At 61.5% G+C, this 16,988-nt stretch carries 9 protein-coding genes; 1 reads left to right on the plus strand and 8 read right to left on the minus strand.

The genetic code is table 11. The features are described 5' to 3' along the window. Positions 1-1,522 precede the first annotated feature (1,522 nt). The 6 genes from J4G38_RS22965 to J4G38_RS22990 form a co-directional block, all read right to left on the minus strand. On the minus strand, positions 1,523-1,735 hold the full coding sequence (locus J4G38_RS22965; RefSeq protein WP_210521115.1) for a hypothetical protein: 213 nt from the start codon (positions 1,733-1,735) through the stop codon (positions 1,523-1,525). Positions 1,736-2,084: 349 nt separating this feature from the next. Next, complete coding sequence (locus tag J4G38_RS22970; protein ID WP_317198226.1) at positions 2,085-5,666, minus strand: lamin tail domain-containing protein; 3,582 nt, start codon at positions 5,664-5,666, stop codon at positions 2,085-2,087. Between the two features lie 456 nt (positions 5,667-6,122). Continuing rightward, positions 6,123-6,563 carry a hypothetical protein gene (locus J4G38_RS22975; RefSeq protein ID WP_210521117.1) on the minus strand — a complete coding sequence of 147 codons (441 nt, stop codon included), beginning with the start codon at positions 6,561-6,563 and terminating at the stop codon, positions 6,123-6,125. Between the two features lie 482 nt (positions 6,564-7,045). After that, complete coding sequence (locus tag J4G38_RS22980; RefSeq protein ID WP_210521118.1) at positions 7,046-8,317, minus strand: glycosyltransferase family 4 protein; 1,272 nt, start codon at positions 8,315-8,317, stop codon at positions 7,046-7,048. 151 nt (positions 8,318-8,468) lie between these two features. Further along, positions 8,469-9,206, minus strand: a complete 738-nt coding sequence (locus tag J4G38_RS22985; RefSeq protein ID WP_210521119.1) for a LytR/AlgR family response regulator transcription factor — start codon at positions 9,204-9,206, stop codon at positions 8,469-8,471. Positions 9,207-9,239: 33 nt separating this feature from the next. Further along, positions 9,240-10,340 carry a sensor histidine kinase gene (locus tag J4G38_RS22990; RefSeq protein ID WP_210521120.1) on the minus strand — a complete coding sequence of 367 codons (1,101 nt, stop codon included), beginning with the start codon at positions 10,338-10,340 and terminating at the stop codon, positions 9,240-9,242. 179 nt (positions 10,341-10,519) lie between these two features. Here J4G38_RS22990 and pulA point away from each other — a divergent pair, with 179 nt between their 5' ends. Beyond that, positions 10,520-12,508 (plus strand): type I pullulanase, encoded by a 1,989-nt coding sequence (gene pulA, locus J4G38_RS22995; RefSeq protein WP_210521121.1) that lies wholly within the window; start codon positions 10,520-10,522, stop codon positions 12,506-12,508. Positions 12,509-12,513: 5 nt separating this feature from the next. On the opposite strand, the gene J4G38_RS23000 is transcribed toward pulA, so the two are convergent. Both J4G38_RS23000 and J4G38_RS23005 read right to left on the minus strand, forming a co-directional pair. Further along, entirely contained in the window at positions 12,514-14,076 is a 1,563-nt protein-coding gene (locus tag J4G38_RS23000; protein WP_210521122.1) for a GH39 family glycosyl hydrolase, read from the minus strand. 21 nt (positions 14,077-14,097) lie between these two features. Further along, on the minus strand, positions 14,098-16,692 hold the full coding sequence (locus J4G38_RS23005; RefSeq protein WP_210521123.1) for a glycosyl hydrolase 115 family protein: 2,595 nt from the start codon (positions 16,690-16,692) through the stop codon (positions 14,098-14,100). Positions 16,693-16,988: the final 296 nt, after the last annotated feature.

Consider the following 16,988-nt stretch of genomic DNA (forward strand, 5'->3'; position numbering starts at 1 on the left):
GTAGGTGACGGTAAAGGACGTAATGTTGATTCCCGTATTGTTTTTCAAACGCCAGCCCAAGTAGCCCTTTCCGACACCAGTAGCACCGGTATACGCATTAGAAGGGGCATAACCCAGGGCACGGTCTGCCGCAGCACTTGAACCGAAAGAGTACAGCCCCGCGGTTGTGGAGCTACCGGTGTTGGTTCCCAGAGCCGTTATAGAAGCTGTTAAATCAGTCTGAGCATACCAGCCAGTTATTGGTGTAGTATTATCAGTCCAAATTGTTCCGGTGAGCGCAGTAAAATTTTGAGTAACTGCTGGACCAGTTAAATTCACCTGTCCCCGGCCCAGCGAGGGTAACAGTAGCATCATCAGCAACGCCACACTACGATTGAGAGAGGCTGGAAAATGAGGTAATCGGTTTCGCATAAGAAACGGGTGTTAAGGGGTTTACTTATATGCTGAGGGGCGGACACAAGCTGAGTAAAAGTATTCCCCACGGACAAGACTATAGCTCCCCTGGCATTACGAAATCGTTATATCACCTTCAGAATATTAGTCTATTACTCATAAAGGGTCATTCTCTTCTTTTAGAATCCGTTGGGGGCGTTACGGTCGGCATGCATGACGTCCCGTACGCCAGCAGAGAAGCCCGGCCTGCCCGTCGGGAAGTCCCGAATGCCGGGGGTGATGTCACGGGTAACTTACGGGGCTTCACGGATGGCGCGCGGGACGCCTCAGACGGCTCGTGGGACGTCACAGATGGGAGTAGCCGGCGTTAATTTCCCTTCCAAAGTGGCCCGGCGTGGCCGGCAAAATCCCTCCGGCCGCACAGTCCGCCAACTGGTGGGCCTGAACTCCGCATTTATACTTTATTATCTACTAATTTCCAATGCGTTGCCCATGCGAAACGACTGCGTTTACTCATTTCCTTTTTACCTGCTCCATGAACAGCGCTTAGCTTCCCCAAGATGTCGATGTAGATGACCAAGCCATCTTGCTCCAGAATTTTCTGGACAACAGCCCGGTTACCAGGCAAGCGCGGCAGCGAAGCCGTTTTCTCGGAAGTGCGCACCTGCTCCACCTCTCCTGCCTTCGACCGCCGGCCCAGCCTGCTGCCCGCCCAGGCCGAGCAACGCGAATACTACGCCTTGGTACGTGGACCACGATGAGCCCGTGGGCGCGCAGGGCGACACGGCATGCCCGGCTGTTACCCACCTCCCAATAAAAAGGAGCAGCCCTGGCGAGCCGCTCCTCTTTGTTTGTGCCTGCAGGCAGGAGAATCCCCTCGCCGCAGGACTTGCCAGGTGCATAAGGGCCAAGCTAATGGATTTGCCTACCCCCGGCCAGCCAACCGGAGGACATATCGACGCTACCTAACATAGTTGGGAGGAATTGCTCCCCGGCCCACCCAGACCGGGCATGCATTTCTTCGCTTCGGGACAAAAGTACCGCCTCCCCCCGCCCGTTAAAAGTGTTTTCACCAACTGTAATGCAAGCGTAACAGCCCCGAAACACGCCCGAGCACCGGCCAGCTGCCCTAATCCATGGGGGCCGGCCGGGAGCTTTTGGCAATGCGGCGCAACAGGGCCACGGCGAATACCAACGCCAGCACGCCGCTGCCCAGGATGAGCCAATTGGCTCCCTCCCACCCCACCCGGCCCTTGAGCCACCACCCCGTTCCAAACAGGGCCAAGCTCAGGAGCAGGCTGACCAAGGCAGTCGTAATTCGCTTATTCATCGGCTTAGACATGAGTTGGGAGCAGGTATTAATGGGCAAAAACTCCGTGCCGCCACAGGGCCCATAGCAGGCCAGCCGTCGCAAAAAGCCCCATCAGGATGTAGACAATCAGAGTTTGGCGGGTTTCAACCTTGTCTTCTTCCATGGCAACGGCATGATTTCATTTGCTCTAAACCGAAGCAAACTGGCTAAGGTTTGGGCAAGTAGGTTATCTTAAGTTGACGTTTTTTGGCCAATGGGAGCCGTCGCTTTGGCCTTTTCAACGGTGGAAGGGCCAATGAAAAAAGGTCGAACTCCGTTCGACCTTTTTTCTGGTTTGGCTTTGCGTGCCCAGGGGTTCTATTCTCTGGCGTAAGCTGGGCTAGTCGTTCTTCACAAAGCGGCGTACCTGCCGGCTGGTGGCGCCTTGCAGTTCCAGGAGGTAGGTGCCGGCAGGCAGGCGGCGTACGTCCACGGAAGGGTTTGCCGCATCGGCGGGGCCGTGGTCGAGCACCTGGCCCAACGCATTGAGCACGCGGTAGCTGCGGCCTTCGGCAGCGGGCAGCGTGGCAATGATGCGGTCGGTAGCCGGGTTGGGATACAGCGTCAGCTCGACCTTATCGTTGGTGCCGGCCACGGTAACCACGGGCGAGAAAGCCTCGGTACCGTCCAGGTCTACTTGGCGCAGGCGGTAATAGAGCCGGGCCGCCGGGGCCGTTTTGTCGAGGGCGGCGTAGGCCGTGGGCTGGCTGCTGGTGCCCTGGCCAGTGGCAGTAGCCACGGTGGTAAACTCACGGCCGTTGAGGCTGCGCTGCACCTCAAAGTAGGCGCTGTTCTTCTCAGTGGCGGTGGCCCAGTTCACGGCCACGCCGCTGGCCTGGCGGGTAGCATCAAAGCGCACCAGTTCCACGGGCAGCGGGTTGGAATTGATGGGCGTGTTGATGTCGGTAGCCAGCGTGAAATCGCCCAACGGGCCGGGAGCAAATGGGTCCGAAAGGATATCGGCACCAGAGCCCGCGCCACCAATGTTCTTCCATTTGGTGTTATCGGCCGGGTCGGTCATGGCAATGCGGAGCAGGCTCTGGTTGGCAGGTGTCACGCGGTCGTTGGCGGCATCGTAGCTCAGGCGGATGGTGGCACTGCCCAGCGTGCTGGTTCCCCCGGCTTCGGGCACCACATTGTAGTAGCGAATTTGCGACACCCGGGCCAGGGTGGCGGGCAGAGTCCGCACCGGCGAAGGAGCCTCAAACTGGTGGGCCGTGTAGCTGGTCGTGCCAATTACCTGGTCGGTGACGGTGAGGGTGAGGGACCGGAACTGGCCATCGACACCCAACGGGAAGGTTAGGGCCACCGAAGGTGTGGTGCTATTGGTGACTGCCGCCTGAGTCAGGGTGTTGACATAGCCGTTGACACCGCCGGACGACAAGCCTCCGCCAGGAAGGATAGTGAGTTTGGCCGCGCCTTGCACGAATATCCGCCCGCGGGTCAGCGCCAGGTTATTCACCGTGAGGTTGGTTAGCAGCTGGGCCGTGGGCACGGTCCCGGTCAGGCGGTTCAGCGTCAGGCCCTGCAACTGGTTCTGGCCAGCCACGAAAGCCAGCGGACCAATTGCGCCCGTTCCCGTGAAGTTCAGGCTGGACGTGGGGGTAACCGCAAACTGGGCCACCGTAGGGTCATTTACCACCAGCACCCCCGATATGGTGAGTCCTACGTCGGTTCCCAGGCTAAGAATGCCGCTGGTCAGGGTCGGGCGCACCACTGTTAGGGGAGAGCCGACAATGGCCAGGGTACCACCGGGGCGGTTCAGGCTGAGAATATCGAGCACACCGCCCGTGGGCGTGAAGCCGATTGCGCCCAGCGGCCCAGTGCCCGCTACAGTCAGGTCCGAAGTACTGGAGCCATTGAGCAAGCCGGCGGAAGTGGCCACCGTGCCGTTCAGCGTCAGGCCAAAGCCGGCCAGGTCCAGAATGCCGTCGGTAAGGGTCAGGACCGTATTCACAACCACGCCACTGCCCAGCGCCAAGGTTTGGCCAGCGCGGTTGAGCGTAAGATTGCGCAGCTGTCCGCTGGTGCCAGTGGGCATCCGGAGGGTGCTCAACGCGCCCGTCCCACCGATGAGCAGGTCAGCATCGATAGCCCCACGCAGGAAGCCCGATGGTGCGCTCATGGGCCCGTTCAGGGTCAGCACATTTCCCGCGCCAATGGCCAGGGTGCCCACTGTAATCGTTAGCATGCCGTTCACGGTCAAGCTGCTGGCCAGCGTAAGGGTGTTGTTGGCAGTCGAACCCCCGTTTGCGTTCACCGTCAGGTTGTTCAGCTGGGTGCTGGCGGGTGTCACCAGCAAGGTGCCCAGGTTGGCATTGTTGGTTTGGCCAAACGACAAGCTGGAACCGGGGCTCAGCTCCAGGGCGCCCAGGTTGGCGCTGCCCGCAACGATGGAGGCTTTGCTGCCCGCCGCGAAGCTCAGGGTGTTGTTGTTCACGGTTAGGACCGTGCCCGTAGCCAGTTGGTAGCCGCCCGTGCTGCTGCCCAGTTCCAGGTTGCTGGTGCCCGTGGCCAGGCTCAGGCCGGCCTGGCCGCTGGGCAAAGTCACTTGCAGCAATTTAATGGGATTGCCGCCGCCGTTCAGCACCTGCGCCGTGCTCGTATTGGTAGCGGTGAGGGCAATCCGGTCGTCCGCCAGCGTGCTGAAGCCCACCGTACCCGTCAGGGTGAGGTTGCCGCCCAAGCTGAGCAGCGACGCCGAAGCTGAGGCTCCGCCGAATACGTCCGAGCCCGCCGCGCCCACGTTATTTACCAGCAGGTTGCCGCGCACAATGGTCGTACCCGCGCTCAGCAGCTTGGTGCCATTGCGCAAAGTGAGGTTGCCGAAACCAGGGCTGCCCATGACGGGCACGGTGTATGAGCCGGCCTGAGCGTACTCCACGGTGCTGGTCGCGTCCACGTTGCCCAGGGTTACGCTCGGAGTAGCATTTTGCTCTACCAGCGACGCCCCACTTCCCAAGTCGAGCAAGCCCGTGAAATTGGCCGTGGCGGGCACCGTGAAGGTGGCATTGGCAAGCAACATCACTTTCGTGTTCGTGCCGCTGACCTTCCAGTTACCAGCAATGGTGTGGTTACCTGCGCCGCTAATGGTAAAACGCTGAAAATTGTCGCCAAAGCTACTGGGCGATGGGCCCGTTCCATCGGCAGTGGAGCTGTAAGTAGCCAGGTCGTCGAGCGCACCAGCGGGGTTCTTGGTGTTATAAAAAACGGCAACAGCGGTCAGTTCCTCGGGCATCGATGCCGAGCTTTGGGGCTCAGGCGTGGTGCGCGTCACAAAATCAAGGTTGTTGTTGTTACTGTCGTAACCGTTGCCCCGGGTCACATCGGGGCCGGCGCCGCTCATGGAAGCGACGGTAGAAGTGACCTGGGCCTTGCGCTCAATGCTGCTGGAGGAAGCTACGGCGGGGGCCGTGCCACCGCCCTCGAAAGTAACGGCAGTGCCGTACCCCACAAAATCCACCACTCCGGCAGCGTTAGCAGGACTTGCATCAGCTAACGCAGTAGTGTTGCTCACGAGTGCCAGACGGCCGCCGGCATTAGCTAAAGTAGAACCGGTACTGATATCGGGGCTGGGCAGGCTTGTGCCACCTGACGCCGAGCCAAATTGAATCAGCAGAAATCCATTAGCTGGAATAGTTTTCCCCGCCAGAGAAATCACGGTATAAGTACCGCCGCCCGAAGCGGGATTGTATTGAACTGAATATCCAGTTAAATCAATGTTCGTAATTGTCTTATTATACAACTCTACAAAGTCGTTTCTATACGCGCCGCCAGTTGCACCAGCCATGTATACTTCGCTGATAACCACGCTTGTACTTTGCGCATGACCCAAAACCGGCATTAATAGGCCGACCAGCAGAATTAATTGAACCCAAACCGAGCACTTTGCATAGTGCAACTTCGTAAATAGTTTTTCCATGAATTTAAGAAGTTAAATGTGGTATAAAAAAATTCGTTACTTAATTCAAACATGCGAAACTACCATTTATTACATCATGAATTCGAACTTCATCTACGGCAAAGGTAATAACCTAATATTTTATATATGCTTTATAAACTCATTATTAGCTATTTATGCAATATTATCATTAAAAAATAATTGGTTGTTTCCAGAATAATTATAGACCACCTATCAGCAAAATGCACAACAATGGTGCCACAGCACCATTGTGGATATTTTCCGGCGTTAACACGAAGAGTCAAATTGCGGCCTCCGCAAATGCAGAAATTTACAGCCGTTCTCTGGTCGATGTACTGCCCGCAATCAGTAGCGCGAACTGTGTAGTTCGGGTGCCAGAACAAGCTGGCGGCGCGGATACGCGAACTGCAGAGTTCGCGCTACTGTCCACGACTCTGAGAAAGGCGCTCATTGATTTCAGTAGCCGGGCGGGCACTGCGCAAGCCAGTGGGTCAGGCGGCCCTCATCTTCGAAATAACGCACCGTAAGCGGCTCGTAGGAAGCAGACTGAATGGCTACCGCGGCCAGCGCGAACTGTTCGCCAAAATGAGGCGATACCAGAAACCCCAGGCACACCAAGCCCCCCAGGCGGCCGGGCAGTTGGGGCAGGAATTCCGTATTGAGCCAGTGGGCTTCGGCGGTAGCGGGGGCATTGCGGCCCCGCAAATCGACGAGCCAGACGGGGCAAGCGGTAGCTTCGGCGGCTTGCAGGATGGCGGCATAGCCCTGGCGCAACTCGGCCGGGAGCACGGGGCGCTGCCAGCGGGCCACAAGGGTGTGCAAATCGGGCCGGTAGCGCAGCCGCAGAAAGTCCAGCTCGGCGGGCAACGGCAGCGGAGTAGTAAACGCCGAATTCATGACCATAAAGCTGAAACTGCTGGGCGCACCGGGCGCACCAAAAAATAATTGTGCCTGCCATTCCGCGCCGGCGGCTGGCTTGTTCACTGCTGCCAGCTGCTGCAAACTGCTGGGTGGGTGGCCACGAACAAATTCGCCTTTCCGGCTAAGAATGACAGGACTTAAGAGGAGCAGTTACGCAAGGAATAACGCGAGAATGAACCGTGGAATGAAACCGGACAGCCGGCGCGCAAGGGTATGTGAGCGGGCAGTTGAGCCGGCCCAATGTGGCGGCTGGCGCGGCCAGTTTCAGCAGCAGGCCACTCAGCAGACGAAACTTAACGACGGCATTCATTTTCGTAACGCATGAGAAAACAACCGATAAGGGGCATGCTCTGACAGAGTATACTGTAAATCTACCGGCGCAGCTTGGCTGGGCCCAGGCGTATCGGCCAACCCCCGGAGTGTATCGACTGACGACGGATTTTCATCCCTCGTCAGCGCTACTCAGGCCGGTTTGGAGAGAATATAGTGTTGATGGCCGGGGGCCGCGCCGGGCGGGACCGGTGCGGACGGGGCACCGTTCCCTCGGTGCTCAGAGCCCGAATCACGTCCTCGGTGAGGGCGCACTGGCGGTGGTGCGAGTAGCGCCAGCGCTCCAGCCGGGCCCGCTCCACGCGCTCGTGGGTGGCTTCGGGGTCTTCGAAGGTGCGGCGCACGGCGCGGGCGCAGGCCGCTACGTCGTGCCAGACGTGCAGCAGCCCGGTCTGGCCGTGCTGCACCAGCTCGACGGTGCCGCCGGTGGCGGCGGCCACTACCGGCACCCCGGCGGCCAGGGCTTCGAGGGTGACCATGCCGTAGGTTTCGTTCTCGGAAGCCATCATGAACACGTCGATGGCGTGGTAGAACACGGCCGGGTTGGCCCGAAAGCCCCGGAAATGCACCTGCCGCTGCAGGCCCAGCCGGGCCACCTGCCGTTCCAACTGATGCAGGTAGGCATCGCCCTCGTTGCGGGTGGGCTCGCCCATGATGACCAGGTGGGCATCGTAGCCAAATTTCTGGCGCAGGTGGTGGAGCACGTCAATCACAAAATCCTGTCCTTTGCCGTCATCAAACCGGCCCAGAATGCCCAGCAGACGAACATTCTGAGGGAGGTCCAACTCGTGGCGGGCCTCGGCGGCGGTGTGGGTGGGGGGCGCAAACTGCTCGAGGGGCAGGCCCAGGGGCACCACGTGCAGCTTGGCCATGTCGAAGCGGGTGCGGTAGGCTACTTCGCGGGCCAGGCCGGGCAGCGGCGTCAACCAGGCATCAACGAGGCGAAAACGCAGGGTGTGCACGAGGCTGCGCTTGGGCCGCCCCAGCTGCATGTGCTGCTGGTAGATAATGCGCAGGTGGCCACCCATAAGGGTTTTTACCAGCGTGGCCACGGCCAAGTCCTTGTTTTGAGTGACCACCAGCACGCCAATGTTGAGGCGTTCCAGCTGCTCTTTCAGGGCCCAGGCCATGAGGGGCATGGCGAGGCCGCGCCGCACGGCCAGGGTTTCGAGGGGAATGAACCATTCTTCGGCCCATTTGGCCAGGGGCGTGGCGGGCGGCGCGAAAAACGTGACGCGCCACCCGCGCTCCTGCATCCAGCCCGCGAATTTCAGGCTGTTGAGTTCGAGTCCGCCCAGGCAGCCCGAGAGGCAGAGGACGGCGAGCTGCGGGGCTGCCTCCGGGGCATGAGCCGCCCCGACGAGCCGCGGAAGCGACCCGAAAGTTCTGGTTTGATTCATAGTTCAGAAAGACAGAGAGGGTGGCGGAAATCAGGCAATAGACCAGGCCCAAGGCGGCGGGCTTAATTGCCAGCCCATTTTAGGCAAAGTCTTTCCCGCTAGCGGCCGGAGGAAGCCGCAGGGGGGCAAGCGTATGCGTAGCAGCAACAAATCAGCTCCAGCGACTCAGGAACTGCAGGAAAGTGTCTTTGTACTGGTCGCCCACCGGGATGGTGACGGCCCCAATCTGGACGGTGAGGCGGCGCACGGCCTCAATCTTATCGAGCGCCACGATGAACGAGCGGTGGATGCGCATGAAGCGCCGGGTGGGCAGTTTTTCCTCCATTGCCTTGAGGCTCATGAGGGAAAGCAAGGCACGGGGCGTGCTTTTGAGGTGCACTTTCACGTAGTCCTTCAGGCCTTCGATGTAGAGGACGTCGCTCAGGGCCACGCGCACCAGCTGGTATTCGGCCTTGAGAAACAGGTATTCTTCCTCTTCGGGGCCGGTGGCGGCGGGCGCCACGGCGTGCTGCGAAACCAGCTCGGCATAGGCGCGGGCCTTGCCGGCGGCGCGCAGAAACTCTTCGTAGTTGAAAGGCTTGACGAGGTAATCGAGGGCATCGACGCGGTAGCCGTCGAGGGCGTACTGGCTGTAGGCGGTGGTGAAGATGACGCGCGGCCCGGTGGGGCCCAGCACGCGGGCCAGCTCCAGGCCGTTAAGCTCCTGCATCTGAATGTCGAGGAAGGCCAAATCGACGGTGCCGGGGTGCTCGTGCAGGTACTTGAGGGCCTCCACGGCGCTGCCAAACTTGCCCACCAGCTCCAAAAACGGCGTTTGCTGCACGAAGGAAACGACCAGGCCCAGGGCCAGCGGCTCGTCATCAACGGCAATGCATTTCAGAGGAGACATTTTTTAGGGAATAAAGGTGGGAAGAGGTGAGGTTTACGCCAGAACAGCAGCCCTACTCTCTCCGACGTGCAAGGTCAGGTGAACCCGGAATTCGTTGGCGGGCGTGTGGTCATCGACCAGCAGATTGAACCGGCCGGGGTAGAGCAAATCGAGGCGGCGGCGGGTGTTGGCCAGGCCAATGCCGTTGCTGCCCGACAGGTCGGTGGAGGGCAGCAGCAGCAGGGTGTTGCGCACTTCCAGCTCCAGCACATCGGGGGTGGGCTGGCGCAGGCCGATGTAGATAGTGCTGGCCTGAGTAGCCGCCACGCCGTGCTTAAAGGCATTTTCGAGGAAAGGCAGCAGCAGCATGGGCGCCACCGGCACGTCGCGCACGGGCTCGGGGCGCTCGAAGGTGACGGTCACCCGCTCGTCAAGCCGCAGCTGCATCAGGGTGATGTAGTCCTGCACGAAGGCAATTTCCTGGCTGAGCAGCGTGGGGCCGCTGGCGGTGTCGTACAGCACGTAGCGCATCATGCGCGAGAGGCGGTGAATCGCCGTGCGCGCCTGCTCGCCGTCGAGCAGCGTGAGGGCGTAGATGTTGTTGAGGGTATTGAAAAAGAAGTGCGGGTTAATCTGGGCCTTGAGCACCGACAGCTCCGACGAAACGCGCTGCTGTTCCAGCGATTGGCGAATCTGCGCGTCGTGCTGCCACTTCTGCACCACCGTGATACTGGTGCTGATGCCCAGCACGAACATGGTGGTGAGCAGGCCCATGGTGTCGATGCGGAAGCCGGTGCGGGGCAGCCGGGGCCGGCCGGCCGCCGCCATAAAGGCTTTGTCCATCAGTTCGGGCAGGTTCAGGGCCGATTCCAGGAACTTGCTGAACAGCAGCACGGCCACGGTGGTCCCGAACAGCGCCAGCACAAACCACCCGGTGCGCCCCTGGAACAGCAGCTGCGGCACCGTGACGCGGGCCGTGAGGTAGAACAGGCTTATCCAGACGCAAAACATCAGCCCCTGTTTCAGCCAGAATTGCGGCGGCATGGTGAGCCGGCCCGTGAGCGGCTGAAACAGCAAAAACGTGAGCCCGAACAGCCCCCACACCAGCACATGAATCAGCGGCGAGAGGTAGCGACGAGGAGTGAGGACGGCCATAAACAAGCAATAGAGCGAAACAAACTTACCCAGCCGCCAGCGCCCAACCCTTTCCAAACCGACCGTAAGGGGTATTGTATCGACGGCGGGCGAGGTTTTATCGTTGGGGTGAGGGCCGCGCATTGCGAACGGAACGCAATACGCCATTCGCAACCACAATTCCCCCGAACTTTGTGCCCATGATTCGTCCGCTACTGCTGCTGCTTGTGCTATTCTCGCCCGCTCCTACCCTTTCGGCCCAGGCCCTTACCGACTTCAGCACCTACCCCACCTACCTCGGCCCCGACCTTGGGCTGACCTGGCGCGGCCCCCAGGCCACCCTGCGCGTGTGGGCCCCCACCGCCGAGGCCCTGCGCCTGCGCCTGTACGCGGCCGGCACCGGTGGCCCGGCCCGCGCCGACTACGCCATGACCAAGGCCGAAGGCGGCACCTGGACCTACGCCCTGCCCGCCGGCACCACCGGTTTCTACACCGTGCAGGCCACCATTGCCGGCGTTCAACTGGCCGAAGTGGCCGACCCTTACGCGCATGCCGTGGGCATCAACGGGCAGCGCGGGGCCGTGCTCAACCCCGCCCTGGCCCAGCCGCCCGGCTGGAAAGACGACCTGCGCCCGGTCCTGAAACAGACCACCGACATCGTCATCGGCGAAGTGCACCTGCGCGATTTGAGCATGCACCCGCAGTCCGGCATCCGGCAGAAGGGCAAGTTTTTGGGGGCGGCCCAGCTGGGCACCCGCGGCCCAAACAATGTAACCACCGGCCTCGACCACCTGCAGGAGCTGGGCCTGACGCACGTGCACCTGCTGCCCACCAACGACTTTGCGTCCATCGACGAAGCCGCGCCCGCCAGCGCCAACCGCTACAACTGGGGCTACGACCCGCTGAACTACTCCGTGCCCGAAGGCACCTACGCCACCAACGCCGCCGACCCCGCCGCCCGCATCAGCGAGCTCAAGCAGCTGGTGGAAAACCTGCACAGCAGCGGCCTGCGCGTGGTGCTCGACGTGGTGTACAACCACACCGCCAATGCCGGACGCAGCAATTTTGAGCAGCTGGTGCCCGGCTACTACTACCGCCACAACCCCGACGGTACCCTGAGCAACGCCACCGCCTGCGGCAACGAAGTGGCTTCCGAGCGGCCCATGGTGCGCAAGCTCATCGTGGAATCGGTGGCGTACTGGGCCTCCGAATACCACGCCGACGGCTTCCGCTTCGACCTCATGGGCGTGCTTGATATTGAAACCATGCGCGCCGTCCGCATTGCCCTCGACCAGCAGGACCACAGCATTTTCGTGTACGGCGAAGGCTGGACCGCCGGCCCCTCGCCCCTGCCCGAAGCCCGCCGCGCCGTGAAAGCCAACCTGGGCAAGCTCGACCGCGTGGCCGCGTTCGGCGATGAGCTGCGCGACGGCGTGAAGGGCCATTACGCCCGCCAGACCGAGCCCGGCTTCACCAGCGGCCACCCCGGCCTGGAGGAAAGCGTGAAGTTCGGCATCGTGGCCGCCACCCAGCACCCGCAGCTCGACTACGCCAAGGTCAACTACTCGAAAGCGCCGTGGGCTTCTTCCCCGGCCCAGGCCATCAACTACGTGGCCTGCCACGACGACATGGTGCTCTGGGACAAGCTCAGCGTATCGAACCCCGGCGCAACCGAGGCCCAATTAATTAAGATGGATTTGCTCAGCAACACCATCGTATTCACGTCGCAGGGCGTGCCGTTTTTGCCGGTCGGCGATGAGTTTTTGCGCACCAAGGGCGGCTCGCACAACTCCTACAACCAGCCCGACAGCGTGAACCAGCTTGACTGGGGCCGCAAGGCCACATACGCCCCGGTGTACGAGTTCTACCGCCACCTCATTGCCCTGCGCCGCGCCCATCCCGCCTTCCGCCTACCCACCGCCGAGCTGATTCAGCAGCACCTCGAATTCCTGCCCACCGCGCCCGGCCTCATCGCCTACCAGCTGAAAGACCACGCCGGCGGCGACACCTGGGCCAACATTACCGTGATTTTCAACGGCAACCGCGCCGCCGCCAGTGTCAGCCTGCCCCGCGATACCTACAAAGTGGTGCTGCGCGGCAACCAAATCCAGGAAGAAGGCCTGGACGTGCTCGAAGTGACCAGCGGGGTGCAGGTGCCGGGCAGCTCGGCGCTGATTCTGGTGCGCTGAAGCCGCTACAGTTTCTTCAGCTTCACGAGCACCACGTCGTTTTCGCTCAGCTTAAAGTTCAGAGTCAGGCCGCGGGCATCGGCTTTCAGGGGCTTGCCCAATTGCGGGGCATCTTCGGTTAAGCGCTGCAATTCGGCCACCTGGCGGGCCGTAAGCTCGGCCGGACGGCCGAGGTGGAGATAGGCAGAATAGGCGTCATTTTGCTGGTAGCCCACGCGGTAGATTTCGGCAGAATACTGGCCGGCGGGCAGGTTTTTCAAGGCCAGGGTAACGGCCCCGGCGGCCGGCGCGGGATGCTCCTGCACAAAATACACCTGGTTGTCCTGCGGGCCCTGGGGCGGCCGGGTGAAGTTCCAGAACAGCACCTGGATGTTGCCTTCGGCATCGGTGGTGGCCCAGGAGGCGGGGTCGGCGTCCTGCAATTCGAGCGGCCCGAGCTGCTGCAAATATTTGTAGGCGAAATAGGCCGGCTTGCGAATGCCCTGCAAATTCAGCAACCCGAAGCCGCCGTGGAAGGGCGTGAGCGGCGGCCCGGCTTCCTCGAAAATGTCCGAAAACGTCCAGTAGGACATGGAAGTGGCCGTGTGCTCGGTTTGTTTGAGGGTGTTGAGGACGTAGGCGGCGCTTTCGTAGGCGTCGTGCACGGGGTCGTGCGGCGAATAGGAGCTACTCCACTCGGTCAGGTGCAGCTCGATTTTAGGGAAGGCCGAGGCCTGGATTTTGGCGCGCACGGCCTGGGTGTTGCGGGCAATGGAGTTGGGGTCGCCGAGGTGCTGCATGTTCTGGCCAAACTCGTCGAGGCCGCCGCCGGTCACGCCGTAGTCGTGGGTGCTGATGAAGTCGAGCGGCACCTTGTTCTGGGCGCAGAAGGCCAGGGTTTCATCAATCCAGCCGGTGCCGGAGCTGGCCGGCCCACCCACCCGGTACGTGTTCGAAACGCTTTTCACGGCCCGCGCCGTGGTGGCGTAGAGCTTGAAATAGTCATCCATCGTGCCCGAAAAGAACGCCGGATAGTTCGGCTCGTTCCATACCTCGAAGTACCAGGTTTCAACTTCCTTGCGCCCGTAGCGCGCCTCAAAATGCCGGGTGAGCGCCGTAATCAGGGCTTCCCACTTCTCGTAGGATTTGGGCGGCGAGACGTTGGCCTTCCACCAGAACACCGTTTTGTCGTTGCTTTTCAGCGCCGAGGGCATGAACGACAGCTCCACAAACGGCTTCACGTTGATGCTGAGCAGGAAATCGTAGAGCTTGTCGATATACTGCCAGTTGTACACGGCCTGGCCCATGCGGTCTTCGGTGTACACGCCCATATCGTCGTGCAGCAGCCCGTGGAAGCGCAGGTAGCGGAAGCCGCACTCCTTCCGGGCCAGGGCCATTTGCTGCTGCCAGTCGGCGCGCAGGCCTTCGTTGGCCCGCCCGGCGCCCACGCACAGGTTGAACGACTTGCTGAGCGGGCCCTGCATCTTGTGCGCATCCAGGCTGATGACGCGGGGCGAGCCTGCTGGCCGCTGTGCCCACGCACTAGCGCAGCCAAGCAGTGCCAACAGCAAGAGACTGGCTTTTCTCATACGAATTCAAAAAACATTGCCTCAACGGCTCCCCACACTGCCGCCTACCGCCGGGCTTTTGCTTTGCGCGGTAGGCGTTTCGGGCGGCCCGAGGTAGCCGGCGGGCACCGCACCCTGGCTCACCACCAGCTTTTCGAGCACCACCCCGGGGTCGACGCGCCAGAACTTGAGGACGTGCGGGCCGGCCGCCGCCACCTGGTGCTGCGAGGTTTTGAGGATGATGTTTTCGGCCACAGCCTGCTCCCAGGGCTTATTCCCATTGTCAGGGTTGAGGCCGGTGTGCAGGTTAATAATCTGCGGCGCTTCATCATCAAGCGACACGGCGTAGCGCAGGCCGGTGGTGTTGGTGAAGTCCAGCGTCGGGGCCAGATAGGCCTGCACCGTCACGGAGCCGGGCTGGGTTAGCGTGAGGCGGTACTCCACGTGCGGGCTGCTGCCGCCCGGCGTAGCCGTGGGCGCGGCCGTGACCGGGAAGGTGGTGACGGCCCCGAGCGTGCGGCCCAAATCGGGCAGGCGCTGCCAGCTGACGGGGCCGGCATTCGCGGCTGTGGTGTAATGTTCGGCTTCTATCGACACGTAGTTTCCGGGCGCGGCGGGGCGCGGCGTGGGGGGCGCAGCAGTGACCGCCGCGTCGGCGGGCAGCGTCACTACGGCGGGCATTTTGTCGGCTGGCTCGTCGTGCCAGGCGGTGTAGCCAATGTGCATCTGGTCCATCATGTGGTTCCATTTGCCGCCGGCCAGGGTGTTGTAGCGGTGGGAAATCTCGGCGTCTTTGGCAAAAATGGCCTTCGCTTTTTCGGCCAGAGAATTGGTATTGGGCTGGTTGGTTTTGGCGGCTTCGCGGTTCAGCGCCACGGTGTAATACAGCTCGTTGAGGTTGGCGCAGGCCAGCACGGGGTGCAGCACCAGCTCAAAAAAAGCGTCGCGGTCGGCGGCGGGCAGCTTTTGGTTGATGGCCCCGGCACGAGTCAGCAGCTGGTTGTAGTCGGCTACCACGGTGGCCCATTCGCCGGTGGCCAGGCTGTAGGTATTGGCATCGAGCAGCTCGGGCTTGCGGCGGCTGTTGTACTTGGCGTACCTGGCCAGAATGTCGGCAATTTCAGCCGCGTATTTCGGCCCGAACTGCTGGCTGGCCCAGCGCTGGGTGTAGGCCGCCACGCCATTGGCCGGGATGGCGTCGGGGTTCCAGGCATAATCGAGGAAGAACGAAATCGGCAGTTCCATGGGCTTGAGGTCGCCCACATTCACTACCCAAATCTGGTTGGCGCCGTACTCGTGGGCCAGGTGCATCTGCTCCCAGATGCGCGGCAGCGGATTCGTGTTCAGCCACTTGTAGTTGCGCGGCCCGCCCACGTAGTCGAAGTGATAATAGATGCCGTAGCCACCCTTGCGTGGCTTCTCGCCCAGCTTGGGCAGCTTGCGGATATTGCCCCAGTTGTCGTCGCAGAGCAGCAGGGTCACGTCGTCGGGCACGCGCATGCCTTGGTCGTAGTAGTCCTGCACCTCCTTGTAGAGCGCCCACATCTGGGGCGTCTGGTCGGCGGGCTTGTGGGTTTCTTCGGCAATAATCCGGCGCTGGTCGGCCACTATTCGTTCGAGCAGCGCGGTGTTGCTTTCGCGGCTCATGGGCTCGTCGCCGTCGCCGCGCATGCCCACGGTCACGATGTTTTCGCGGGTGCCCATGCGGCGCATGCCGCCGCGCCAGAAGCGCCGCAGCGTGGTGTCGTTGGTCTGGTAGTTCCAGGGCGTGCCGTGGCCGAATTTCTTCCATTCCTCGTGGGCGCGGGTCAGCGGCTCGTGGTGCGAGGTACCCATCACAATGCCGTACATATCGGCCATTTCGGGGCTTTGGGGGTCGTCCACGTTGAACATGTTGCCCCACATGGCCGGCCACAGGTAGTTGCCTTTCAGGCGCAGTATCAGCTCAAACAGGTGCTCGTACACCTTTGAGTTGACGCCGCCGAACTGCTCCCGGCTCCAGCCCGAAAAGGCCGGCGCTTCGTCGTTGATGAAGATGCCCCGGTACTTCACCGCCGGCTCGCCCAGCGTGTGCCGGCCCGCCGGAATCAGCAGGGTTGTTTGCGGCTTCACCGGCACATCGGCCCACCAGTACCAGGGCGACACCCCAATCTGCTGCGACAGGTCGTAAATCCCGTAAATCGTCCCGCGCTTATCGCTCCCGGCAATCACCAGGGCGCGGGCCACGCCCGGCATCGGCTGCTCCACCACCTGCCGCACAAAAACCTCCCACTTGCCCGCAACGGCCGAAACATCCAGCTTCTTTTGCTTCACCAGCGCATCAATCAGCGGGCTTTTTCCAATGGTGCCAATGAGGACGATTTCCCGGCCGGCCGGTGCATCGATGCTCAAGCGCGGCTCTACTTTAGTCACCCGCTGCACGTCGGCCTGCAGGTCTTTGGCAGCGCGGAGCACGCCCGGCCAGTCGGTGGCGCTGGTGTAGATGGCAGCGGTTTTACCAGCGGTGGCCAGGATGAAGTCGGATTGGCTTTTCGGGGCTATTTGGGGGGGTGGTTGCTTGGTTTGGGCCTGCACCACCAGGCTATTTAGCAGCAGTAAAAGTGCAAGCCACTGCGGGCGCAACAGGATGGTTTTCATTGGATTCGTCTTGAATAGCTGGTGGTGTCGTTCGCCTGCGTCACCTCCCCCCTGGCCCCCTCTCCCGTGAAGAGGGAGAGACAGACGTGAGAATCGTTGAACGCACCCCTCTCCGCGGGAGAGGGGCCGGGGGGTGAGGTAACGCTAGGACGTGTGAACAATTAAGGTAGCTTTGAAGATGCAAAAAGACCGCACATTCCTGACCGACCCGCACTGGCAACGCCTTTCGCCACTCTTGCCGGGCCAAGCGAATGCCTGCGGCGTGACGGCCAAGGACACGCGCTTGTTCGTGGAGG

Origin of the sequence: Hymenobacter terricola, from assembly GCF_017921975.2 — a bacterium.
GTDB classification, from domain to species: Bacteria; Bacteroidota; Bacteroidia; order Cytophagales; family Hymenobacteraceae; genus Hymenobacter; species Hymenobacter terricola.